The sequence below is a fragment of the Amycolatopsis sp. NPDC041971 genome, assembly GCF_055588925.1.
Map to the genome: position 1 here is coordinate 241,029 of NZ_JBVJCE010000013.1, position 22,880 is coordinate 263,908.

General features: G+C 68.9%; 21 protein-coding genes. 12 read left to right on the plus strand and 9 right to left on the minus strand.

Annotation, left to right across the window (positions count from 1 at the left end; genetic code table 11):
• Window positions 1-143: 143 nt before the first annotated feature.
• From ACZ6DT_RS25555 to ACZ6DT_RS25575, 5 genes are all read right to left on the minus strand, one after another.
• Window positions 144-1,442 carry an amidohydrolase gene (locus ACZ6DT_RS25555; RefSeq protein ID WP_465599604.1) on the minus strand — a complete coding sequence of 433 codons (1,299 nt, stop codon included), beginning with the start codon at window positions 1,440-1,442 and terminating at the stop codon, window positions 144-146.
• Between the two features lie 239 nt (window positions 1,443-1,681).
• Entirely contained in the window at window positions 1,682-1,978 is a 297-nt protein-coding gene (locus ACZ6DT_RS25560; RefSeq protein WP_465599606.1) for a hypothetical protein, read from the minus strand.
• A gap of 72 nt (window positions 1,979-2,050) precedes the next feature.
• A complete protein-coding gene (gene meaB / locus ACZ6DT_RS25565) occupies window positions 2,051-3,049 on the minus strand; it encodes a methylmalonyl Co-A mutase-associated GTPase MeaB (protein WP_465599608.1) in 999 nt (332 codons plus the stop codon).
• Window positions 3,050-3,052: 3 nt separating this feature from the next.
• Entirely contained in the window at window positions 3,053-5,221 is a 2,169-nt protein-coding gene (gene scpA, locus ACZ6DT_RS25570; RefSeq protein ID WP_465599610.1) for a methylmalonyl-CoA mutase, read from the minus strand.
• Window positions 5,221-7,101, minus strand: a complete 1,881-nt coding sequence (locus tag ACZ6DT_RS25575) for a methylmalonyl-CoA mutase family protein (protein ID WP_465599611.1) — start codon at window positions 7,099-7,101, stop codon at window positions 5,221-5,223. The genes scpA and ACZ6DT_RS25575 overlap by 1 nt, the downstream gene beginning before the upstream one ends.
• Before the next feature lie 129 nt (window positions 7,102-7,230).
• On the opposite strand from ACZ6DT_RS25575, the gene ACZ6DT_RS25580 reads away from it, so the two are divergent.
• Complete coding sequence (locus ACZ6DT_RS25580) at window positions 7,231-8,997, plus strand: serine/threonine-protein kinase (protein WP_465599613.1); 1,767 nt, start codon at window positions 7,231-7,233, stop codon at window positions 8,995-8,997.
• A gap of 84 nt (window positions 8,998-9,081) precedes the next feature.
• Here ACZ6DT_RS25580 and ACZ6DT_RS25585 read toward each other — a convergent pair whose 3' ends face one another.
• Window positions 9,082-9,741, minus strand: coding sequence for a MerR family transcriptional regulator (locus tag ACZ6DT_RS25585; RefSeq protein ID WP_465599615.1), 660 nt, complete (start codon window positions 9,739-9,741; stop codon window positions 9,082-9,084).
• 121 nt (window positions 9,742-9,862) lie between these two features.
• On the opposite strand from ACZ6DT_RS25585, the gene ACZ6DT_RS25590 reads away from it, so the two are divergent.
• The 10 genes from ACZ6DT_RS25590 (at window position 9,863) to hisS (ending at window position 19,319) form a co-directional block, all read left to right on the plus strand.
• The gene (locus ACZ6DT_RS25590) at window positions 9,863-10,837 is read left to right on the plus strand and encodes a hypothetical protein (RefSeq protein ID WP_465599617.1); all 975 of its coding nucleotides are present in this window, start codon (window positions 9,863-9,865) and stop codon (window positions 10,835-10,837) included.
• Window positions 10,834-11,265 (plus strand): ABA4-like family protein, encoded by a 432-nt coding sequence (locus ACZ6DT_RS25595; RefSeq protein WP_465599619.1) that lies wholly within the window; start codon window positions 10,834-10,836, stop codon window positions 11,263-11,265. The genes ACZ6DT_RS25590 and ACZ6DT_RS25595 overlap by 4 nt, the downstream gene beginning before the upstream one ends.
• Window positions 11,258-12,043: a purine-nucleoside phosphorylase gene (locus ACZ6DT_RS25600; protein WP_465599621.1), complete on the plus strand. Its 786-nt coding sequence runs from the start codon at window positions 11,258-11,260 to the stop codon at window positions 12,041-12,043. Before ACZ6DT_RS25595 ends, ACZ6DT_RS25600 begins: the two co-directional genes overlap by 8 nt.
• A gap of 68 nt (window positions 12,044-12,111) precedes the next feature.
• A complete protein-coding gene (locus ACZ6DT_RS25605; RefSeq protein WP_465599623.1) occupies window positions 12,112-13,758 on the plus strand; it encodes a phospho-sugar mutase in 1,647 nt (548 codons plus the stop codon).
• 1 nt (window position 13,759) lies between these two features.
• On the plus strand, window positions 13,760-14,221 hold the full coding sequence (locus tag ACZ6DT_RS25610) for a flavodoxin family protein (RefSeq protein ID WP_465599625.1): 462 nt from the start codon (window positions 13,760-13,762) through the stop codon (window positions 14,219-14,221).
• A gap of 393 nt (window positions 14,222-14,614) precedes the next feature.
• Complete coding sequence (locus tag ACZ6DT_RS25615; protein ID WP_465599627.1) at window positions 14,615-15,007, plus strand: helix-turn-helix domain-containing protein; 393 nt, start codon at window positions 14,615-14,617, stop codon at window positions 15,005-15,007.
• Window positions 15,004-15,525 carry a hypothetical protein gene (locus tag ACZ6DT_RS25620; RefSeq protein ID WP_034304696.1) on the plus strand — a complete coding sequence of 174 codons (522 nt, stop codon included), beginning with the start codon at window positions 15,004-15,006 and terminating at the stop codon, window positions 15,523-15,525. The genes ACZ6DT_RS25615 and ACZ6DT_RS25620 overlap by 4 nt, the downstream gene beginning before the upstream one ends.
• Window positions 15,522-16,655 (plus strand): MAB_1171c family putative transporter, encoded by a 1,134-nt coding sequence (locus tag ACZ6DT_RS25625; protein WP_465599668.1) that lies wholly within the window; start codon window positions 15,522-15,524, stop codon window positions 16,653-16,655. The genes ACZ6DT_RS25620 and ACZ6DT_RS25625 overlap by 4 nt, the downstream gene beginning before the upstream one ends.
• Window positions 16,652-17,857, plus strand: a complete 1,206-nt coding sequence (locus ACZ6DT_RS25630) for an amidohydrolase family protein (protein WP_465599629.1) — start codon at window positions 16,652-16,654, stop codon at window positions 17,855-17,857. Before ACZ6DT_RS25625 ends, ACZ6DT_RS25630 begins: the two co-directional genes overlap by 4 nt.
• A 175-nt stretch (window positions 17,858-18,032) precedes the next feature.
• Window positions 18,033-19,319 (plus strand): histidine--tRNA ligase, encoded by a 1,287-nt coding sequence (hisS, locus tag ACZ6DT_RS25635; RefSeq protein WP_465599631.1) that lies wholly within the window; start codon window positions 18,033-18,035, stop codon window positions 19,317-19,319.
• 45 nt (window positions 19,320-19,364) lie between these two features.
• On the opposite strand, the gene ACZ6DT_RS25640 is transcribed toward hisS, so the two are convergent.
• Genes ACZ6DT_RS25640 through ACZ6DT_RS25650 form a run of 3 tightly spaced genes read right to left on the minus strand, consistent with a single transcriptional unit; the run spans window position 19,365 to window position 21,773 of the window.
• A complete protein-coding gene (locus ACZ6DT_RS25640) occupies window positions 19,365-20,366 on the minus strand; it encodes an aldo/keto reductase (protein ID WP_465599633.1) in 1,002 nt (333 codons plus the stop codon).
• Window positions 20,367-20,391: 25 nt separating this feature from the next.
• Window positions 20,392-21,375, minus strand: coding sequence for an aldo/keto reductase (locus tag ACZ6DT_RS25645; RefSeq protein WP_465599635.1), 984 nt, complete (start codon window positions 21,373-21,375; stop codon window positions 20,392-20,394).
• Window positions 21,372-21,773 carry a MerR family transcriptional regulator gene (locus ACZ6DT_RS25650; RefSeq protein ID WP_007032012.1) on the minus strand — a complete coding sequence of 134 codons (402 nt, stop codon included), beginning with the start codon at window positions 21,771-21,773 and terminating at the stop codon, window positions 21,372-21,374. Before ACZ6DT_RS25650 ends, ACZ6DT_RS25645 begins: the two co-directional genes overlap by 4 nt.
• An 84-nt stretch (window positions 21,774-21,857) precedes the next feature.
• Here ACZ6DT_RS25650 and ACZ6DT_RS25655 point away from each other — a divergent pair, with 84 nt between their 5' ends.
• Window positions 21,858-22,451, plus strand: a complete 594-nt coding sequence (locus tag ACZ6DT_RS25655; protein WP_465599637.1) for a TetR/AcrR family transcriptional regulator — start codon at window positions 21,858-21,860, stop codon at window positions 22,449-22,451.
• Window positions 22,452-22,880: the final 429 nt, after the last annotated feature.

Consider the following 22,880-nt stretch of genomic DNA (forward strand, 5'->3'; position numbering starts at 1 on the left):
GGCCGTTTTCAGCACTGTGGATAACTTGCTCAATCTGTGGATAACTCTGTGCACGGATGTTCGGAACCGTTAGGGCGAACATCCGTGCACAGGGACGGAACTGGCGTGATTGAAGCCGTAACTCGCGTGATTGGAGGCGGAACTCAGGCCAGGGTGGCCAGGGCCGTGTGGACCAGCGTGCGGACACCGCACAGGAGCGAACGCTCGTCGAGGACGAAGGTCGGGCGGTGGATGTCGGCCATCGGGCCTTCACCGGACCAAACACCCAGCCGCGCGAAGGCGCCCTGGACGTGCTCCAGGTACCACCCGAAGTCCTCGCCACCGGACGACTGTTCGGTCCCGGCCACGGCGGTCTCGCCCAGCGCGGCTTCGACACCGGCCCGCATCAGCGCGTGCGACTCCGGGTCGGAGACGACCGGCGGGACGCCGCGGCGGTAGTCGAGGGAGAACCCGACGCCGGTCGGCGCGAGCAGCGACTCCACCGAAGACGCGATGAGCGGCTCGAGCATCGTCCAGACATCGTGGTCCGCCGTGCGGAGCGTGCCGCGCAGCACACCGTCCTGCGGGACCGCGTTCGCGGCCTGCCCGGCGTGCACCGCGCCCCAGACCAGCACGGTCCCGGATCGCGGATCGACGCGCCGCGAAAGGACCGCGGGCAGCGACGTGATCACGGTGCCCAGCGCGTGCACCAGGTCCGCGGTCAGATGCGGCCGCGAGGTGTGCCCGCCCGGCGAGGTGAGCCGCAGCTCGATGAGGTCGGCGGCGGAGGTCAGGGCGCCTTCGCGCAGACCGACCTTGCCGACCTCGAGCCGCGGGTCGCAGTGCAGCCCGTAGATCCGCTCGACGCCTTCCATCGCGCCGTCGGCGATCATGTCCAGCGCGCCGCCGGGCATGACCTCCTCGGCGGGCTGGAAGATCAGCCGCACGCGTCCCGGCAGCTCCGGCGCGCCCGCCAGTGCCCGCGCGGCGCCCAGCAGGATCGCGGTGTGCGCGTCGTGCCCGCACATATGCGCGGCGCCTTCGGTCTTGGAGGCGTACGGGAGGCCGGTGGCCTCGGTCAGCGGCAGGGCGTCCATGTCGGCGCGCAGTGCGACGCAGCGGTCTCCGCTGCCGATGTCGCAGACCACGCCGGTGCCCGTGGGAAGCACCCACGGCTTGAGCCCGACCGCGCGGAGCAGGGACACGACCATTTCGGTCGTGGCGAACTCGTGGCGGGAGAGTTCCGGGTGCGCGTGGATGTGCCGTCGCCACGCGAGGAGGTCGGTGGCGTTCGCGCGAAGCCAGTCGTCAAGCCAGAAAGGGCCGCGTCCGGCGCCAAGGTCATGCACAGGTGCCATGCTGACGTGGGCCTCGGAGATCAGCGCGGTGGACGCCTCTTTAGGGGCAACGACGCGACCCTCGGGGTCGCCTGGAATGTCCGGACGTGAATCGAGCACCGTCACGCCGCACCTCCTCCCGCAACACAGTCACCTTCGTCTACCACCGTACGAGTGGTCGCTGAAGGCACGCTGGGTGCCATTCGATCTGTGATACGCATTTGCGATAGATCGTGCACCATGCAGATGACAAGCCGCTCGTCGAGTGATCGAGCCGGAGATGGCCGGTAGTGGATCTGCGTTGAACGGCTTCGGGAAATTCGGCCCGGGCTAAGCGGAGAGTCCTTCTACTTACCGGTCGCGGTTCAGGACTTCTTCTTCTTGGAACGGGCGCGACGACCGAGGATCACCAGACCGAGCAGGATGACCGCGACGACGCCCGCGATGATCTTGTTCTTGGTCTCCTGGCTGTTGGCCTTGTCGGTCTCGGCGGGGTCCAGCACCGGTCCCGGGGGCGCCTGTCGCGGCACCTCGTGCGCCGCCGCCTGCGCGATCACCGGCGCCGGCGCCTGGATCTCCACGGCCTGCGCGACAGGCGCGCAGACGACCAGCCCGGCGGCGACGAGTCCGGCAAGCTGCCCGAGACGAGACCTTTTCGGCATGACTCCCTTTCGTCGGCACTCGGTTCGTCGACAGAGTGCGGATCCGATTCTGCACTCTGCCGGGTTCCCGCGTCAGCCGCCACGCGGAGGACCGGAGAACGCCTCCAGAATCCGTCGCGCGGCCAGCGTCGGGGTCAGTTCACCGTCCCGGACCGCCCGTTCGACGTCCGGGACGACCGCTCGCACGTCCGGATGCCCGGCGAGCCTGCCGAGCAGCTGTTCGCGGACCATCGACCAGGTCCACTCCACCTGCTGCCGCCGTCGCCGGGCGTCCAGTTCCCCCGACGCGGTCAAAACGTCACGGTGACGGCCGATTTCGGCCCACACCTCGGCCAGACCGACGTCGGTGAGCGCGCTGCACGTCAGCACCGGCGGGGTCCACTCGGCGTCCCGCCCGTAGATCATCCGCAGGGCACCGGCCAGTTCGCGGGCCGCGCGTTTCGCGTCGCGTTCGTGGTCGCCGTCGGCCTTGTTGACCGCGATGACGTCGGCCAGTTCGAGGACGCCCTTCTTGATGCCCTGCAGCTGGTCCCCGGTGCGGGCCAGGGTCAGGAACAGGAAATGGTCGACCATGTTCGCCACGGTCACCTCGGACTGCCCGACGCCGACGGTCTCGACCAGCACGATGTCGTACCCGGCCGCTTCCATCAGCACGATCGTTTCGCGGGTCGCCCGCGCGACACCGCCGAGCGTGCCCGAAGTCGGCGAAGGACGGATGAACGCCTTCGGGTCCACCGCGAGCCGCGCCATCCGGGTCTTGTCGCCCAGGATCGAGCCGCCGGTCCGCGTCGACGACGGGTCGACGGCCAGCACTGCGACCTTGTGCCCGGCCTCGGTGAGGTCTGTGCCGAGCTGGTCGATGAAAGTCGACTTGCCGACACCGGGCACACCGGTGATGCCGACCCGCCGCGCGCCGCCCGCGTGCGGGAGCAGCTCGACCAGCAGTTCCTGCGCCTGCGCCCGGTGGTCCTCGCGGTGGGACTCGACGAGCGTGATCGCCCGCGACAGCAGGCCGCGGTCACCCGCGAGGACGCCCTTGGCCAGCGCCCCGACGTCGATCTTGCGCGGCAAGGTTCAGGACTCCTGGGCGGTCAGCTGTCCGATGAGGTCGATCGCCGCTTCGGCGATCACCGTGCCGGGGCCGAAGATCGCCGCCGCGCCCGCCGCGCGCAACTCCTCGTAGTCCTGCGGCGGGATGACACCGCCGACCACGACGATGATGTCCTCACGACCCTGTTCGGCGAGTTCGGCGCGCAGCGCGGGGACCAGCGAAAGGTGCCCCGCCGCCAGCGACGAAACGCCGATCACGTGCACGTCCGCCTCGATCGCCTGCCGCGCGACCTCGCCGGGGGTGGAGAACAGCGGGCCGACGTCGACGTCGAAACCGATGTCGGCGAAGCCGGTCGCGATCACCTTCTGACCGCGGTCGTGGCCGTCCTGGCCCATCTTCGCGACCAGAATGCGAGGACGGCGGCCTTCTTCCTGGGCGAAACTCTCGACCAGTTCACGCGCCTGCTCGACGTTCTCGGTCTTGCCGACCTCCTCGCGGTACACACCGGAGATGGTACGAATCTGGCCGGAGTGGCGCCCCCAGATCTTCTCCAGCGAGTCGGAGATCTCACCGACCGTGGCCTTCGCCCTGGCGGCGTCGATGGCGAGCGCGAGCAGGTTGCCGTCGGCCTGGGCACCGGCGGTGAGCCGCCGCAGCGCGTCCTGCGTGGCGTCCTCGTCCCGCTCTTCGCGCAGCCGCCGCAGTTTCTCCAGCTGCTGCGCGCGCACCCCGGCGTTGTCGACCTTGAGCACGTCGATCTGTTCATCGTCGGTGACCTGGTACTTGTTGACGCCGATCACCGGTTGACGGCCGGAGTCGATCCGCGCTTGAGTCCGCGCGGCGGCCTCCTCGATGCGCAGCTTGGGGATGCCGGCGTCGATCGCCTTCGCCATCCCGCCCGCCTGTTCGACCTCGGTGATGTGGGCCCACGCCTTGCGAGCGAGGTCGTAGGTCAGCTTCTCGACGAACGCGCTGCCGCCCCACGGGTCGATGACGCGGGTGGTGCCGGATTCCTGCTGCAGCAGCAGTTGCGTGTTCCGCGCGATGCGGGCGGAGAAGTCGGTCGGCAATGCGAGTGCCTCGTCGAGGGCGTTGGTGTGCAACGACTGCGTGTGGCCCTGGGTCGCCGCCATCGCCTCGACACAGGTGCGGACGACGTTGTTGTAGACGTCCTGCGCGGTCAGCGACCAGCCGGAGGTCTGCGAATGCGTCCGCAGGCTCAACGACTTGGCGCTTTTGGGTTCGAAGCCCTTCACCAGCTTCGCCCACAGGAGCCGCGCCGCGCGAAGCTTCGCGACCTCCATGAAAAAGTTCATCCCGATCGCCCAGAAGAAGGACAGGCGCGGCGCGAACTTGTCGACGTCCAACCCGGCCTCGACGCCGGAGCGGAGGTACTCGACGCCGTCCGCGAGCGTGTACGCCAGCTCCAGATCGGCGGTCGCCCCGGCCTCCTGCATGTGGTAGCCGGAGATGGAGATCGAGTTGTACTTCGGCATGTTCCGCGAGGTGAACGAGAAGATGTCCGAAATGATCCGCATCGACGGCTGCGGCGGGTAGATGTAGGTGTTGCGGACCATGAACTCCTTGAGGATGTCGTTCTGGATGGTCCCGGCCAGTTTGTCCGGCGTGACACCCTGTTCCTCGGCCGCGACCACGTACAGCGCGAGCACCGGCAGGACGGCGCCGTTCATGGTCATCGAGACGCTCATCTTGTCGAGCGGGATGCCGTCGAAGAGCTGGCGCATGTCGTAGATCGAGTCGATCGCGACACCCGCCATGCCGACGTCACCGGCGACGCGCGGGTGGTCGGAGTCGTAACCGCGGTGCGTCGCGAGGTCGAAGGCGACCGAGAGGCCCTTCTGCCCGGCGGCGAGGTTGCGGCGGTAGAAGGCGTTCGACTCTTCGGCGGTGGAGAAACCCGCGTACTGGCGGATGGTCCACGGCTGGTTGACGTACATCGTCGGGTACGGGCCGCGCAGATAGGGCGCGATGCCCGGATACGTGCCGAGGAAGTCCACTCCGGACAGATCGTCGGCGGTGTAGACCGGCTTGACGCCGATGCCTTCGGGCGTCTCCCAGGCGAGCGCGTCCGGCCCCTTGCCGGTGGCGGCGTGCAACGCTTCGGTCCAGTGAGGACGGTCGGCCGGGTCGGGGGCGCCGAGGTCGATACCGGCGAAGTTCGGGATGGTCATCACTGCACTCCGAGCTCGTTCAACGTGCCGGTCAGGATTTCCAGGGCGTCGCAGCCGGTGAAGAGGTAGCCCGAGACGTCCGGGTGGTCACCGGGCTTCCCGGCGAGTAGCACCGACGTGGCGCCCGCTTCCTTCAGGGCCTTCGCGACGCTGTCGGCTTCCTCCGCGTAGGAAGTGTTGCTTCCGCAGAGACAGGCGATCTTCGTTCCGCTGGCCCGGAATTCCGCGATGAGGCCGTCGATGCCCTTGGGGGCACCGGGGTTCACGGCCTCGATCCCGCCCGCTTGGAACAGGTTCGCCGCGAAACTCGCCCGCGCGGTGTGCGCCGCCACCGGGCCGAGTGTGGCGAGGAAGACGCGGGGACGGCTCGGATGCGCGTCCGCCCTGTCCCGCAGGGCCTCGAACGCCTCGGCGTACCGGTGCCTGGGCAGACCGCCGTCCGGCAGGTCTTCGACGGCGTCGCGGACAACCGTTTTTTCGGTCAGGTTGGGGAATTCGCTGACACCGGTGATCGGGTCGCGTCGGGTCGCGAGCCGCTTCGACCGCTTTTCCCAGGTTTCCGCGAGCCGCGCGGCGAGCGCGCCGGAGGCAAGTTCGGCTTCGATACCACCCGCCGCCTCGATGGCGGTGAACTCGCGCCACGCGGCCTTGGCCAGGTCTTCGGTGAGGTTCTCGACATACCAGGAGCCGCCCGCCGGGTCGATGACACCGGCCAGTTTGGACTCCTCCAGCAACACGGCGTGCGTGTTGCGCGCGATCCGCGCGGAGAACGCGTCCGGCTGGCCGATCGCGGCGTCGAACGGGAGCACGGTGATCGCGTCCGCGCCGCCGACCCCGGCGCCGAAACAGGCGAGCGTGGTGCGCAGCATGTTCACCCACGGGTCGCGCTGGGTCAGCATCGCGGGCGAGGTGACCGCGTGCTGCCGCATACCGGAAGCCTTGCCACCGGAGACCTCGGTGACCCGGGCCCACAGGCGCCGCGCGGCGCGGAACTTGGCGATCGTGAGGAACTGGTCGGCCGTGGCGGCGAGCCGGAACTCGAGCTGCCCGGCCGCGGTGTCGACGTCCAATCCCGCTTCGGTCAGCGCCCGCAGATACGCGACGCCCGCGGCGATGGTCGCGCCGAGCTCCTGCGCGTCGGAGCCGCCCGCCTCGTGGAACGGCAGGCCGTCGGCGACGATCGTCCGCACCTTCGGGTGACTGGTGGCCACGCGCGCCGCCAATGCCGCGACGGGAGCGAGCGGATGCGCCGAACCGGTGCGCGCGGTCGACCCGATCGGGTCGGCGCCGAGGGTCGCGGTGACCGCACTCGCCGGGATCTCACGCTCGGCGAAGAGCGTGAACAACTCGTTCGCGGCGGCTTCGTACTCTTCGCCCGCGTCGAGGGTGACGGGCGCGAGGTCGACGTAGACCTCGTTGAGCGCATCGCCCAGATCCGCGACGGGGACGCCGGTGGCACCGGCGCGCAACCATATCGAGCTGACGCCGCCTTCGAGATCGGCGAGGATCGCGGCGTTCGTGGCCTTCGCGTCGCGGCGCGCGTACCGGGCACGGACGTCCCAGCCGGTCGCCACCGCGCCCTCGGGCCGCGCACTCCTCACGAACGGCGGAAGACCGGGGAAGCCTGTTCCCTCGACGGTGTCCTCGGCGGTGTAGAGCGGCTGGATCTCCAGACCGTCATACGTCCGGGTGACCAGCTTGCCTTCGGGGTGGCCGTCGAAGGCCTCGTCGATGACGCCGCTCTTGCGCAGCACGCCGGCGACGAGTTCCCGCCACTGTTCCCGGCTCGCTTCCGGGAACTCCGCCGCGAGCTTCAGCTCCTCGGGTGCGTCGGGCTCGCCGCGGGTCGGCACTGACTCCGTCTCGGCCACTTCCGTCATAACCATCGATGCTAACGGCCCTCAACTGGACCTACCTGTGACGCTAGTCGCGCCCGAAGGGTGGCCCGTTCCAGTCCGGCAGGGCACGGCGCATAGGTCCGGTACACGGGCATACGCCACAATTGGGCCGTGCCGTCCGACACCACCGAGCCCAGCGAGAGCCCCGGCGACGAGAAGCGTGTAGTCGCCGGGCGATATCGGTTGCGCTCGGTCATCGGATCAGGGTCGATGGGCACGGTCTGGTCGGCCTACGACGAGTTCCTGCACCGTCCGGTCGCGGTCAAAGAGGTCCGTCTCCCGCCCGGCGTCCCGGCCTCGCAGGCCGACGAACTGCGCGAACGGACCCTGCGCGAAGCCCGCGCGATCGCCGTCCTGAGTCACCCGAACGTGATCATCCTGCACGACGTCGCGCGCGAGAACGACGAACCGTTCGTGGTCATGGAGCTGCTGCCCTCGCGCAGCCTCGCGCACATCCTGCGCGACCACGGGGCGCTGACGGTCGAGCAGGCGGCGGCGGTCGGCATCGCGGTGGCGTCGGCGCTCGAAGCCGCGCACGCCGCCGGGATCACCCACCGTGACGTCAAACCGGGGAACGTCCTGGTCGCGGGCGACGGCCGCATCAAGCTCACCGACTTCGGCATCGCGCGCAACGTCTCCGAAGCCACCATGACCCGCACCGGGATGATGCTGGGTTCCCCCGCCTACATCGCGCCCGAGGTCGCCTCCGGCGGCGCCGTCGTTCCCGCCGCCGACCTGTGGGGACTCGGCACGACGCTGTTCGCGGCCATCGAGGGCTCGCCGCCCTACGACGCCGACGGCGACCCGCTCGAAACGGTCGGGAAGGTCGTCAACGGGAAGGTGCCGAAGCCCGGCCCCGGTCCGCTGGCCGACGTGATCGGCGCGCTCATGAAGAAGGAGCCGTCGAAGCGGATCACGCTGCGCGAGGTGCGGCGCCGCCTGTACCCGTTGCAGGCCAAGACGCTCATCGACCTCTTCCCGGCCGAGCTGTTCCACACCCCCGACGGCAAGAAGACCACCGCGCATCTGGACGCGACCGACACGCAGGTGATCAAGCCGGTCAAGCCGGAAAAACCGGCTGAGGGCACGAGTTCGGAACTCGCCGCCGACCCCGGACCGCTGCCGTTCCTGAACCAGCCCGCAGCGGCACCGGCGGCCGAACTCGCGCCGATGCCGACCGTCACCCCGCCGCCGCTTCGGCCGCCGGGCCGGTCCGCGGTGGCCACCGCGATGCTGGCACTCGCGTCGATCGTGCTCTTCCTGCTGGCCGCGGGAGGCGGGTTCGTGCTGGCCAGGACCGCCGGCGGGCAGGACCTGCGGCCGCCGGAGAAGGTGCAGCAGGGCGACACGATCGTCACTCAGCCGCCGCCGAAACTGATCAGACAGCAGGGCGACGCCAGCACGGTGAACGGCCTCAAGGGCGGCCGGTTCAGCATCGGTGTCCCGGAAGGCTGGCAGAAGTTCGTCGCCCCGCACGTCACCAGGGGTGTGCCGAGCACGGTGGTCCAGTACGTCTCGCCGGACGGCCGTCAGGTCATCCGGGTCGAACGGTTGAGCGGTTTCCTGGCCGAGAGCCCGCCGCCGGCCTACTTCAGCTGGTTGAAGAGCCAGCATCCGGAGATCGCCCCCCTCGGCGGACCGAGCACCGTTCCCGGCCGGGGTGACGACAGCCAGCGGTACACCTATCGGACGACCGAACGCGCCGTCGGAAGCAGGGAAGCCGTGAACGAGAGCATCACGCGCACGACCTACATGGACCTGTTCAGCGGGGGTACGGACCTCTGGATCCTCTCGGTGACCTCGACGATCGAGCAGGAGAACTCCGCGAAGACGGGCATCTTCGAGCCCGTGGCGCTTTCACTCATCATCGACGGCTAGCCGATCACGCGTGATCGGGCTCCAATCACGCGAGTTCGCTCTTCAATCACGCGTGATCGGGCTCCAATCACGCGAGTTCGCTCTTCAATCACGCGTGTCGCGGGTTTTGCCTTCGTCGGCCAGCCGGGCGAAGTACGCCTTCGAGGCACGCTGCTGCGCCAGCCTGCGCAACACCGAAAGCAGCCTGTCGCCGAGGACGGTCTCCACGACGGCGATCTCGATGATCCGCTCCAGCGAATCGATCCCGGCGATCCCTTCGAGGTCCAGGTCGGCGGTCCGGTCGGCGATCTCGGCGTAGTCGTCGAGTTTGCCGAGGTACCAGCCGTGCCCGACGTCGCGGATCGCGCACAGGACGCCGACCAGGGCCTGGATGATCGGGTCGTCGCCGTCCTTGAAGGGCCAGCCCCGCCGCTCGGCGAGGTCCCGGACCGTGGTGAGCGCCCATTCCCGGCTTTCGTCGTCGACGACTTGCCGGGAGGTGGTGATGCCGTCCTGCGCGATGCCGAGGATGCGGTGCGGACCGGCCTTCCCGGCGTCGACCGCGGCGAGCACCTCACCGACCGTCGCGAGCGAAAGGCCGCCGACGTCCATCAGCGCCCTGATCAGCTTGATCCGCTGGACGTGCCCGTCGTCGTACTTGGCCTGGTTGGGGCTGGTCCGCTCACCCGGCGGGACCAGCCCTTCCCGCAGGTAGTACTTGATCGTGGCGACCGGGACCCCGGCTTTTTCGCTCAGTTCGGCCATCCGCACGCGTGGTGACTCCGATCTCGGGGACGGTTCCAGGGTCATCCCTGAAGATTCCTCAGGATGGATAGTTTAACTTCCCATAACGGAGAGCTTGACTATCCATTCTCTGGAGGGACCCATGACCATCTTGACCGATCTTCGCGAGAGAACCCGCACCTGGCACCGGGGTTCGTATCGCTTGGCCCAGGTGTTCGCCGTGATCACCGTGCTGTGCGTGCTCGCCATGCTGGTCGACCAACGGACGCTGAACGGCGCTCCACTCTGGGCGAAGCCGTTCAAATTCGCCGTCTCCGCCGCCCTCTACTTCTTCACCTGGAGCTGGCTCATCTCGCTGCTGCCCAAGTTCCGGCGGACCGCGAACTGGTTGGCGAACGCGCTCGTCGTGATCTTCGCGGCCGAATACGTGTTGGTGATCTTCCAGGCCGTTCGCGTCCGGGTGAGCCACTTCAACAACGCGACCCCGCTGGACAACACGATCTTCCAGCTCATGGGCGGGATGATCGCCGTGCTGTGGGTGGTCAACCTCGTGCTGACGATCGCCGTCCTGTTCACCCGGCTCCCCGACCGCACGACGGCGTGGGCGGCCAGGATCGGCGCGATCCTCGGCGTGATCGGGATCTCGTTGGCGACACTGATGAGCAGTCCCACCCCGGACCAGCAGGCCCTGCTCGACGCGACCGGCCAGTCCGCGATGATCGGCGCGCATACCGTCGGCCTCCCCGACGGTGGCCCCGGCCTGCCGATCCTCGGCTGGAGCACGGTCGGCGGCGACCTGCGGATCCCGCATTTCCTCGGTCTGCACGGACTCCAGGCGCTTCCGCTGCTCGCGCTCGCCCTCGGCGTCCTGGCCGCACGCCACCCGCGGCTTCGGGACGACGTCCTCCGGCTGCGGCTCGTGGTGATCGCCGGCGTCGGTTACGCGGGACTTCTCGCCCTGCTCACCTGGCAGGCGCTGCGCGGCCAGTCGATCGTCGCCCCCGACTCCCAGACGCTGACCGCCTTCGCCCTGCTCGTGGCCGGCGTCGCCGTCAGCGGGCTGATCGCGATCGGGCGGCCGTCGAGGGACCGGGAGCCGGAGGCCTCGCCGCGATGAGCGCCGAGACGCTGTTCACCTGGACCTTCCCGCTGGCGACGCCGTTCTGGCTGCTGATGATCTTCCTGCCGGGCTGGTCGTGGACCCGCCGGATCATGTCCTCGCCCTGGACGCCGCTGCTGCCGCTGATCCCGTACTCCGTGCTCGCCGTCACGCATCTCGGCGAACTCTGGACGGCGGTCGGCAGACCGGATCTCGACGTGCTCAGCGCGTTCACCGGCACGCCGTACGGGGCGGCCACGATCTGGGCGCAGTTGATCGCCTTCGACCTGTTCATCGCCCGCTGGATGTACCTCGAATCCCGCGAGCACCGGATCCATCCACTGGTGACCGGCCCGATCCTGGCGCTCACGATCTTCCTGTCCCCGTTCGGACTGGTGGCGTTCCTGCTCGTGCGAACCGTCCGGATACGCTCGTCGCATGAGTGAGAACGAGGTCGCGGCGGCCGCCGCCATCGCCGAACGCACCGGCGTCGAGAAGCACGACATCGCCGTCGTGCTCGGTTCGGGCTGGCGCCCGGCGGCGGACGTCATCGGGGAGCCCGAGGCGGAGATCCCGCTGGGCGAGCTGCCCGGATTCGTCGCGCCGGGCGCGGTCGGGCACGGGGGAACCGTCCGGTCGGTCCGCGTCGGCGAGAAGCGCGCGCTGATCCTGCTGGGCCGCACGCATTTCTACGAGGGCAAGGGGATCGACCCGGTCGTGCACAACGTGCGCACCGCCGCGGCGGCGGGCGCCAGGACGGTGCTGCTGACCAACGCCGCGGGCGGGCTGCGCGAGGGATTCCGTGTCGGACAGCCGGTGCTGATCTCGGACCACCTGAACCTGACCGCGCGTTCGCCGATCGTCGGCGCGAACTTCGTCGACCTGACGGATCTCTACTCGAAGCGGCTGCGCGACATCGCGCGCGAGATCGACGCTTCGCTGGAAGAGGGTGTCTACGCGGGACTGACCGGACCGCATTTCGAGACTCCGGCGGAAATCCACATGCTGCGGGCACTCGGCGCCGACCTCGTCGGCATGTCGACGGTGCTGGAGGCCATCGCCGCCCGCGCCGCCGGGGTCGAGGTGTTCGGGCTTTCGCTGGTGACCAACCTGGCGGCCGGGATGACCGGGGAGCCGCTGAACCACGAAGAGGTCCTCGAAGCGGGCCGCCAGTCGGCCACCCGCATGGGCACCCTGCTCAAGGAACTCGTCGCCCGCGCCTGAGACATCCGGAAGAACCAGGGAAGCGAAGATCGATCGCAGCCTCTCCAACGTACCCGTAGGCTGACTCGGTGACGACTTCCTTGACCTCGGATCTCCGGGATCGGGCATTCCGCTGGATCGCCGACGATCCGGACGACGATTCCCGCGTCGAACTGCAGAACATCCTCGCCCGCGCGATGGGCGGCGAAGCCGGTGCGGCGGACGAACTCGCGGACCGGATGGCCGGTCCGCTCGAATTCGGCACCGCCGGCCTGCGCGGTCCGGTGCGCGCGGGCCCCAACGGGATGAACGTCGCGGTCGTCACGCGGACGACGGCCGGGGTCGCGGCCTGGCTGACCGCGCAGGGACATCCGGGCGGGGTCGTGGTGGTCGGCCGCGACGCGCGGCACGGTTCGGAGGCCTTCGCCAAGGCCGCAGCCGAGGTACTGACGGCCGCCGGATTCGCGGTGAAGGTGCTGCCCGGCCCGCTGCCGACCCCGGTGCTCGCGTTCGCCGTACTGGAACTCGGCGCGGTCGCCGGAATCCAGATCACCGCGTCGCACAATCCTCCCGCCGACAACGGTTACAAACTTTACGACGCGTCGGGTGGCCAAATCGTGCCGCCCTCGGACGGTCGGATCGAGCGGGCCATCGAAGCCGCTCTCCCGGCGATCAGCGTGCCGCGAGAGCCGGGCGCCGAGGTGCTGGGCGACGAACTCCGCGACGCGTACCTCACGAAGGTCGCGCTTCTGCCGCGCGGCCCGGAGCGCGAGGTCAGGGTCGCCGCGACGGCGTTGCACGGTGTCGGCGCGGACACCCTGCGCGCGGCGTTCGAGCGCGCCGGTTTCGGCGATCTCCACGTGGTCGCCGAGCAGGCCACGCCGGATCCCGACTTCCCGACGGTCGCCTTCCCGAATCCGGAGGAACCGGGCGCGACGGACCTTTTGCTGGCGCTGGCGTCCGAAGTGGACGCGGACCTGGCGATCGCGCTCGACCCCGACGCCGACCGCTGCGCGCTGGGAGTGCGCGAGCGGGAAGGTTCGTGGCGGATGCTGCGCGGTGACGAAACCGGCGTGTTGCTCGGCCGACATATTCTGTCCACTGTAGACAGGACAGAGGATGCCGATCCGCTGGTGGCCACGACGATCGTGTCGTCGTCGATGCTCGGCGAGGTCGCGAAGGAGTTCGGAGCGCGCTACGCGGAGACGTTGACCGGGTTCAAATGGCTGGTCCGCGCGGGCGAGGGCCTCGTGTTCGCCTACGAAGAGGCGCTCGGCCTCTGCGTGAACCCAGGTTTCGTGCGCGACAAGGACGGCATCTCCGCCGCCGTGTTCGCCGCGGGACTGGCCGCTTCCCTGCGCGCGGCGGGCCGCGGGCCGCTGGACGTCCTCGACGAACTGGCCGTGAAGCACGGGGTGCACGTGACGGATCAGGTCTCGCTGCGGGTCACCGATCTGTCGGTGCGGGAGAGGTTGATGGCCGGTCTGCGCGCCGCTCCCCCGGCGTCACTGGGCGGCACCGACGTCACGATGGAGGACCTGCTGCCCGACGCCGACGTCCTCCGCTTGACCGGTGAAGGCCTGCGCGTCGTCATCAGGCCGTCCGGAACCGAGCCGAAGCTGAAGGCGTATCTCCAAGTGAAGGAACCGGTGTCCGGCGATCTCGCCGAGGCACGCACCGCGGCGCACGCGCGACTGGCCGCGCTCCGGGCCGACATCGAGTCCCGGCTGGCCTGACATGCCGAGGTTGCTGATCGTCCACCACACGCCGTCGCCCTCGACGCAGGCGATGTTCGAAGCCGTGCTCTCCGGCGCGAACCATCCGGACCTCGAGGGCGTCGACGTGGTGCGCCGCGCGGCGTTGGGCGCGACCGTGCCCGACGTCCTCGAAGCCGACGGTTACCTGCTCGGCACCCCGGCGAATCTGGGTTACATGTCCGGCGCGCTGAAGCATTTCTTCGACACCGTCTATTACCCGTGCCTGGATTCCACCCGGGGACGGCCGTTCGGCTTCTTCGTGCACGGCGACAACGACACCTCGGGCACCGTACGCGGAATGGAGAGCATCACCACCGGACTCGGCTGGGAGAGCGCGGCTTCCCCGGTGCTCGTCACCGGAAAACCGGGCAAAGCGGATTTGGAAGCCTGTTTCGAACTCGGCGGCACCCTGGCCGCCACCCTGACGCTTCGCCGCGTTTAGTCCTCTGAATGCGGTAGTTGGCGCCACGAACGACCGCATTTAGTCCTCTGAATGCGGAAGGTGAGGAAAAAGTAAGGGGCCTGTCACCGGAAGCCCTGGGGGTCGACCTCCGGCAACAGGCCTGGGCCAAGGGTTCGCCGTGATGGCGATCAACCTTGGCTGCCTCAGCGTACTACATCGGCCGCGATCTTGTGCACCCGCCCGGAAAAACGCCTCTCACTCCGGTGTCCGTGCACCCCCAGGGCACGGATTCCGGAGTAAGAGGCCGGAAAGCGGTACGAAACCGCTTGACAACTGTAAACCACTGCATACATAGGCTGTCAACAGCTGCCGACAGGCCGAATCGCGTTACACTCCCATTACGGAACGGGACCTTGGAACGGATGGGGGGTCATGTCGCCGTACCAGACCTTCGCCCAGAAACTGAGCGCGCTGATCGATTCGGCGCGCGCGAACGAGGGCGCCCCGCACAGCTATCGCGAGCTGTCCGCGGCGATCGATCGCGCCGGCGGACCCACCATGTCGCCCGCATACCTCCAGCAGCTCGCCACGGGCAAACGCGTCAATCCGAAGATCCACTACGTCGAGGCGCTGGCGAGACTGTTCGGCGTTCCGATCACCTATTTCTTCGATGATCAGGAACCGCAACCCGTCGGAGAGGCGAAGCTCATGGCCATGCGCGCGCAGGGGCTCTCCCCGCAAGGCCGGCGTCAGGTCATGGACCTGCTGGAACTCGTCGAACGGTACGAACGGGCCGAACGCGACCAGCCGGGCGAAAGCCGATGAAGGAACGGGAGCTCCGCAAACGCTGCCGCAAGATGCTGAACAAGCTCGACATCGAACCACCGCTCGACGTCGGCGTGCTGTGCGAGCGGCTCGGCGAGCAGCGGGGCAGGCCGATCCGGCTGATGCCGTATCCGCTGGAGGTGCCGGGCCCCTTCGGCTGCTGGATCGCCACCGGTTCGGCGGATTACATCTTCTTCCAGCAGGAGACCACGAAGTCCCATCAGGACCACATCATCCTGCACGAACTCGGGCATATGCTCGCCGACCACCATCCCGGTGGCGACGCCGAACCCGCCGATTTCCTGCGCGGCCCGGCCACCGGGCTGGACAGCGACGCGGTACACCGCGCTTTACGCCGCACCTCCTACGATGAGGCGCACGAATGGGAAGCCGAGACCGTGGCGACCATCATCCTCGAATGGGCGTCGGTCTTGAACTACACGATTCCCCGTCGCGCCGACGACGATGACGTCCGCCGTGTCCAAGGCGCGCTGGGCGACCATCAAGGGTGGCTGTGAACTCGCTGTTCTCCCCTCTCAACGTCGTGGCGATGCTGCTGTTCGCGACCGCGCTCGCCTGGCGGATCTACCAGACGTACCGGGCGCCCCGGTTGCTGCCGAACTGGGCGATCACGATCACGATCGGCTGTGTCGCCGGTTCCTTCCTGGCCCAGCAGAAAGTGCTCTCCGGCTGGCTGGACGGGCTGACCGGCAAAGGCACCGGACGCCTGGTCAACAACATCCTGCTCGCCATCGGGGTCTGCGCGCTGCTGATCGTGTTCCTCGGCTCCGCGCTGGGACCGCGCAGGCCGGGGCGGGTGCTCTTCGAGCTGATCCCGCTGTCCGGCGCGATCGCGCTGATGCTGGTCGCGATGGCCCTCACCCCGCCGGAGGTGCGAGGACTCGCGCTGAGCCCGAAGCTCGTGCACGTGCCCGGCGTGGCGCTGTTCTACCTCGGGGCCGGGAGCTACCTGATCTACGGCCTCGCCGCCTGCGCCTGGTGGATCTTCCGCTACATCCGCACCGCGGACCGCCATCTGAAGACCGGGCTGAAACTCAGTGCGGCCGGGCTGATCTGCCTCTCGGTGGGCAGTGTCTTCCGCGCGTTGTACATCGTGATCGCGTGGGCGTTCGGGCCGTCCATCCCGCTTCTGCTCACCGTCGCCGTCCCGCTGGTGCTCCTCGGGATCGTGCTCTTCCTCGCCGGGATCACCTATCCCGGCGTCCGCGCGCGGTTCGCCGCGTTGCGACGCCGTCGCCAGCACCGGCGCCACCATGAGGAACTCACCCCGTTGTGGACCGCGCTGGCCGGGCTCTACCCGAACATCGTGCTCCGGACCACGCCGCAGGGACGGTGGGAGCGGTGGCGCCCGCGCACGGTCCACCGCCGGTACTACCGCCGCGTGATCGAGATCCGGGACGGGCTCGTACAGCTGAGTCCCTATCTGGAAACCGATCTGACCGCGCTCGCCGCCGACGATCCCCGCGCGGCCGCGGAGGCGCTGAAGGCGGCGATCGCCAGGCAGACCGCGGGCGAGGAGACCGACGGGCGGGCCAAACTCGTGCTCCCCGGTGGTGCCGCCGACATCGAATCCGACGTGCGGCCGCTGCTCGCCCTCTCCGCCGCCGTCTCCGGGAGTGAAACATGACAGCGCAGTTGCTGATGACGGCGAGCCGAATCCTGCCCCGTCCGAGCGCGCCTCTCGAAGACGGCGCCGTTCTCGTCGAGGGTGACCGGATCCTCGCGGCGGGCCTTCGCGGCGAAGTCGCCCCTCAGGCGGCACCGGACGCCGAAAGGCTCGACTTCCCCGGCGCTACCTTGCTGCCCGGCCTGTTCAACGCTCACGTGCATCTGGTGTTCGACGCCACCCGCGAGATGCTGCCGAACTTCCTGGCGAGCGAAGACGAAGCGCTGCGCGCAGGCGCCAAGGACCGTTTGGGGCAGCTGTTGCGCAGCGGTGTCACGACGGTGCGGGACCTCGGGGATCGCGACGCGCTGGGCGCGCGGGTCCGCGCGGAGCTGGCAACCGAAAGGATCGCCGCTCCCCGTCTGCTGACGGCGGGCACTCCTCTGACCGTCCCTAATGGACATTGTCATTTCTTCGGCGGCGAGGTCGCCGAAGACGACGCGATCCGGGCCCTGATCGACGCCAACGCGGCCGCCGGGGCGGACGTGATCAAGGTGATGGCCAGCGGCGGCCAGATCACCGAGGGCGGCGCGGACATGTGGGAGTCGCAGTTCGACGTCCGGGCGCTGCGCGTGATCGTCGAGCACGCGGCGCGCCACGGGCTTCCGGTCGCTGCGCACGCCCATGGCGCCGACGCGATCGAGGCGTCGGTCGAGGCGGGCGTCCGCACGATCGAACACTGCACCTGGATGACCGGGCCGCAGCGGCAGGACAGGCGCGAAGACGTCGCCAAGCGGATGGCGGCCGAGGGTATCGCGGCGTGTTCGACGAGCAGCCGCAACTGGCGGATGCTGGCCGAGCGCATGGGCGAGGACCTCGCGAAGACCGTCTACGGCCGGCTGTCCTGGCTGGGGGAGCTGGGCGTCCCGCTCCTGTCGGGGACGGACGCCGGGCTGCCCGGTTCGGTCTTCGACGACCCCGTCGGCGCTCTCGAACTCTACGAATGGCTCGGTTTCGGGCGGCGCCGGATTCTCGAGATCGCGACCGAGGACAGCGCCGCCGGCGTCGGCCTCGGCGACGTGACCGGGCGGCTCGCGCCGGAACTGAGCGCCGACGTCCTGGTGGTCGACGGCGATCCGCTCGCCGATCTTTCCGCACTCCGGAACGTCCGCCTGGTCCTTTCGCGTGGCGTCAAGGTGGTCGTGAGTGGGGATTCGGGTTAGAACCCGAATCGCCACTCACGACCAACTCACGCCCAGTCCGGCGGCTTCTTCCTGCACCTGGCGCTGGGCAGGGACAAGCTCGGCGGACGGGTCACCGGCGTCGGAGCGGTCCTGCTCGGGGCGGCGATCCTGACCACCGCGTGCGGCCTCGCCTTCGCTCGTTAAGCTTGCTGACGTGCCTGAATACCTGCCGACAGCCCCCGCCAAGGGGACCCGTGACTTCCTGCCCGCCGAGATGTCCGTCCGGACGCAGGTGTTCGGTCATCTCTACGACGTGCTGGAACTGCGCGGCTTCCTCCGCTACGACGGGCCGATCCTCGAACCCGCCGAGATCTACGAGCGGAAGTCCGGGCAGGAGATCGCGGACCAGCAGCTGTACACGCTGACCACCAAGGGCGGCGAACGGCTGGCGCTGCGCCCGGAGATGACCCCGTCGGTCGCCAGGATGATCGCGGGCAACGCCAAGTCGCTGCAGTTCCCGGTGCGCTGGTACAGCCACCCGAACTGCCACCGCTACGAGCGGCCGCAGCGTGGCCGGGTCCGTGAGCACTGGCAGATCAACGCGGACATCTTCGGTTCGGACAGCGCGAACTGCGAGATCGAGATCTTCGAGCTCATCCACGACATGATGAGCGCGCTCGGGGCGGCCCCGGACATGTTCCAGGTGCGGGCCAACGACCGGAATCTGCTCTCCTCGGCGCTCACCGACATCGTCGGCGTGACCGCGGAGCAGCTCCCGCAGGTGTTCACCCTGGTGGACCGCTGGGAGAAGTCGGATCGCACGAAGCTGAGCGACATCGCGGCCGAGGCGGGCCTGTCCGAGAAGCAGTTCGAGAAGCTGACCGAAATCCTCTCGTCCGGCACGGCTCTGCTCGACGAACTGCCCGAGCAGGTCAAAGAGAACTCGAACCTGGTCAAGGTGCTGAACAGCGGCGCCGCGGACCTGATCAAGTTCGATCCGATGATCGTGCGCGGGCTCGCGTACTACACGTCGACCGTGTTCGAGGTCTTCGACACCTCGCCGGAGAACCGCCGGGCCCTCTTCGGCGGCGGCCGGTACAGCGACCTGGCGTCGATGTTCACGTCGCAGCAGATCCCCGGGATCGGCTTCGGCATGGGTGACGTCACGCTGATCGACTTCCTCGACACCCACGGCCTCACCCCGAAGCCGCGCAGTGAGGTCGACGTCGTGGTGATCCCGGTCGTCGAGGAGCTCACGGACGCCGCGCGCGAGGTCGCTGGACGGCTGCGGAAGGCCGGTCTGCGCACGTCCACACCCGTCGAACTCCGCAAGCTGGGCAAGGAACTCACCCGGGCCGACAAGGCCGGGGCGCGGACCGTGGTGATCGTCGGCCAGGAGGACTGGGACGCCGGGAACGTGACCGTCCGCGGTCTCGCGACGCGCGAACAGCAGACCGTGGCCGTCGACGGCGTGGTCTCCGCGGTCAATCCCCTGCTCTGACAACGCAAAGCCGGCGCCCTGACCGGGGCGCCGGCTTTGTCGTGTTCAGCGTGACAGCAGGCGCATGGCCGCTTCGGGGTAACGCTCCCCCGCGACCGCGTCGGCCGGTACCGCCTCTTCGATCGCCGCCACGTCTTCGGCGGTCAGCTTCAGACCGACGGACGCGACGTTCTCTTCGAGGTACTTGCGCCGCTTCGTCCCCGGGATCGGCACGACGTCCTCGCCCTGGGCCTGCACCCAAGCCAGCGCGAGCTGTCCCGCGGTGACGCCCTTCTGCTCGGCCAGTGCGCGCAGCGCCTCGACGATCGCCAAATTCCGCTCCAGGTTGCCTTCGGCGAAGCGCGGCTGCGTCGTCTGCCGGAAGTCACCTTCCGCGAAGTCCTCTTTGGACTTGAAGCGGCCGGTGAGGAAACCGCGGCCCAGCGGGGAATACGGCACCAGCCCGATGCCGAGCTCACGGCAGACCGGGACGACCTCGTTCTCGATGTCCCGCGACCACAGCGACCACTCCGTCTGCACGGCCGTCACCGGATGCACGGCGTGCGCCAGCCGGATCGTCTCCGGACCGGCCTCGGACAACCCGATGTGCCGGATCTTGCCCTGTTCGACCAGCGACGACAGCGCGCCCGCGGTCTCCTCGATCGGCACGTCCGGGTCGACGCGGTGCTGGTAGTAGAGGTCGATGTGATCGACGTTCAACCGGCGAAGCGACGCCTCGACCTGTTGGCGCACATAGAATTCGTCGCCCCGGATCCCACGCTTCGAGGGATCCTCCTCGTCACGCACGATGCCGAACTTGGTCGCCAGCACGACCTGATCCCGTTTGCCCGCCAGCGCACGGCCGACCAGTTCCTCGTTGCGGCCGAAGCCGTACATGTCGGCGGTGTCGATCAGGGTGACACCCAGTTCGATCGCGCGGTGGATCGTCGCGATCGATTCGGCGTCGTCGCCTTGGCCGTAGAACTCGCTCATGCCCATGCAGCCGAGCCCCTGCGCGCCGACTTCCAGCGTGCCGAGCCTGCGGGTGGGCAGGATGGAACCCGTCATGATCTCTCTCGCACTTCTTTCGGTTCTACTTACCGGCGGCGCGGGCGAGCCGCTCGGGATAACGTTCACCGGCGATCGCCTCGGCGGGCGCGGCCTTTTCGATGGCCTCGATGTCCACTTCGGACAGTTCCAGCTCCGCCGCGGCGGCGTTCTCTTCGAGATACTTACGCCGTTTGGTGCCCGGGATCGGCACGACGTCGTCCCCCTGGGCCTGCACCCAGGCCAATGCCAGCTGACCCGCGGTGACGCCTTTCTGCTCGGCCAGCGTGCGCAACGCTTCGACGATCGCCATGTTGCGCTCGAAGTTGCCCTCGGCGAACCGGGGCAAACCACGGCGCATGTCATCCGCCGGAAGGTCCTTCACCGACGTCACGTTGCCGGTGAGGAAACCGCGGCCCAGCGGCGAGAACGGCACGATGCCGATCCCCAGCTCGCGAACGGTCGAGAGGATCTCGCCTTCGATGCCGCGAGTCCACAGGGACCACTCGCTCTGCAGCGCCGTCACCGGGTGGACGGCGTGGGCGCGGCGGATCGTCTCGGCGCTGGCCTCGGAGATCCCGGCGTAGCGGATCTTCCCCTCCTGGACGAGCTCCGCGAGCGCGCCCCAGGTCTCCTCGATCGGCGTGTTCGGGTCGACCCGGTGCTGGTAGAAGAGGTCGATGTGGTCGACGTTCAACCGGCGCAGGGACTCGTCGCAGTTCTGCTTGACGTACGCCGCGTCGCCGCGCGCGTACATTCCGCCGTCCTTGTCCCAGAGGATGCCGAACTTGGTCGCCAGCACGACCTGGTCGCGTTTGCCCGCGATCGCCCGGCCGACCAGCTCCTCGTTCGCGCCGGCGCCGTAGACGTTCGCGGTGTCGAGCAGGGTCACGCCCAGTTCGAGAGCACGGTGGACGGTGGCGATCGACTCCGTGTCGTCGTCGCGGACGCCGTAGGCCTGGCTCATCCCCATGCAGCCGAGCCCCTGCGCCCCGACCTCCAGGCCGCCGAGCCTCCTGGTACTGATCACGCTGAAATTCCCTCCACGGTGGCTCCGGTGCCGAGCACCTTGCGCTCCACCTGGTCGTAGTGGTCGATCTTGTAATCGAGGATGTCGAGACAGGTCTGTAGCTCGGCGATCCGGTCGGCGACCGATTTGCGCTGGTCGACGAGAATCGCCTTGCGCCGCCCCGCGCTGGCCGCCCCGTGGTGGCGGAGGGAGGCGTACTCCCGCATCCGCTTGATGGGCATGCCGGTCAGGCGCAGCTTGGTCAGGAACCCCAGCCACCCGAGATCGTCGTCGGTGTAGGCGCGGCGCCCCGCGGCGTCCCGCGCCGGGGGCTCGACGAGTTTGATGCGCTCGTAGTACCGGAGAGTGTCGATGGACAGTCCGCTACGTCGCGCGGCTTCCGCTATCGAGTAGCTCATGCGAACGACACTACGACCTGGAGTGCGCTCCAGGTCAACTCCGAATCCGAGCGATTGATAACAGCGTTCCGTTACTCTGGGCACATGCCCCGCCCCAGGACGCACGACGAGAATCTCCGGCTGAAGCTACTGGACCGCGCCGGTGAGCTCATCTCGGCCGACGGCCCGAAGGCATTGAGCCTCCGCAAACTGGCCGCCGACGTCGGCACGTCCACCACCGCGGTCTATTCACTCTTCGGCGGGAAAACCGACCTCGTGAGCGCCCTCTTCGCCGAGGGCTTCCGACGCTTCGGCCTCCGGATGTCCCGGGTCACCCTGAGCGGCGATCCGATCGAGGACCTCGTGCGGCTCGGCGTCGCGTACCGGGAAAGCGCGCTGGCCGATCCACATCTCTACGTGATCATGTTCACGAAGTCGGTGCCGGGTTTCGAACCGGCGGAAGAGACCTCCGAGCAGGCTCGCGCCACCATGGCGCCGCTGGAGGAGACGATCCGCAAGGCCATCTCCGACGGCGTCTTCCTCGACCTGCCGCCCGAGGTCGTCACCGTGGCGTGCTGGGGATTCGTGCACGGACTCGTGTCGCTGGAGCTGAACGGGAACCTGCCGGAGAAGTTCACCGTGAGCACGGCTTACGAAACCGCGCTGCGGGCGAACGCCTCCGGCTGGCTGCGCCGGTGACCCGCGTTTAGCGGACTAAACGCGACCCGCCGGGCGCTGCGCCGGCTGCGCGGCGCGTTTAGCCCGCTAAACGCGACCCGACCCGGCTGCGCTGGGCTAGCTGCGCTGCGCCGGGTCGGCTGGGCCCGGCGGCACGTTTCGCATCGGCCGACAGTCCGTGAAGGCCTCCTTGAGGGACTCTGGGTCCCTCAAGGAGGCCTTCACGGACTATCGCGACCCCGTCCCCCAGTGAGCGCGCGGCGCGTTTAGCCCGCTAAACGCGCTCTGCCGCCATACCTGCGCCCCACTGCGGGATGCCGTGAAGGCCTCCTTGCCTACCTGCAGGGTAGGCAAGGAGGCCTCCTCGGCGGCCGTGGGGGGGGGGGGGGGGGGGGGGGGGGGGGGGGGGGGGGGGGGGGGGGGGGGGGGGGGGGGGGGGGTGGGCGGGGG

Coding starts and splice junctions, on each gene's coding strand:
- ACZ6DT_RS25560 (WP_465599606.1), bottom strand. CDS start 1,978: ATGCCGAAAAGGTCTCGTCTCGGGCAGCTTGCCGGACTCGTCGCCGCC.
- scpA (WP_465599610.1), bottom strand. CDS start 5,221: ATGACCATCCCGAACTTCGCCGGTATCGACCTCGGCGCCCCCGACCCG.
- ACZ6DT_RS25575 (WP_465599611.1), bottom strand. CDS start 7,101: ATGACGGAAGTGGCCGAGACGGAGTCAGTGCCGACCCGCGGCGAGCCC.
- ACZ6DT_RS25585 (WP_465599615.1), bottom strand. CDS start 9,741: ATGGCCGAACTGAGCGAAAAAGCCGGGGTCCCGGTCGCCACGATCAAG.
- ACZ6DT_RS25590 (WP_465599617.1), top strand. CDS start 9,863: ATGACCATCTTGACCGATCTTCGCGAGAGAACCCGCACCTGGCACCGG.
- ACZ6DT_RS25595 (WP_465599619.1), top strand. CDS start 10,834: ATGAGCGCCGAGACGCTGTTCACCTGGACCTTCCCGCTGGCGACGCCG.
- ACZ6DT_RS25600 (WP_465599621.1), top strand. CDS start 11,258: ATGAGTGAGAACGAGGTCGCGGCGGCCGCCGCCATCGCCGAACGCACC.
- ACZ6DT_RS25610 (WP_465599625.1), top strand. CDS start 13,760: ATGCCGAGGTTGCTGATCGTCCACCACACGCCGTCGCCCTCGACGCAG.
- ACZ6DT_RS25615 (WP_465599627.1), top strand. CDS start 14,615: ATGTCGCCGTACCAGACCTTCGCCCAGAAACTGAGCGCGCTGATCGAT.
- ACZ6DT_RS25620 (WP_034304696.1), top strand. CDS start 15,004: ATGAAGGAACGGGAGCTCCGCAAACGCTGCCGCAAGATGCTGAACAAG.
- ACZ6DT_RS25630 (WP_465599629.1), top strand. CDS start 16,652: ATGACAGCGCAGTTGCTGATGACGGCGAGCCGAATCCTGCCCCGTCCG.
- ACZ6DT_RS25640 (WP_465599633.1), bottom strand. CDS start 20,366: ATGACGGGTTCCATCCTGCCCACCCGCAGGCTCGGCACGCTGGAAGTC.
- ACZ6DT_RS25650 (WP_007032012.1), bottom strand. CDS start 21,773: ATGAGCTACTCGATAGCGGAAGCCGCGCGACGTAGCGGACTGTCCATC.
- ACZ6DT_RS25655 (WP_465599637.1), top strand. CDS start 21,858: ATGCCCCGCCCCAGGACGCACGACGAGAATCTCCGGCTGAAGCTACTG.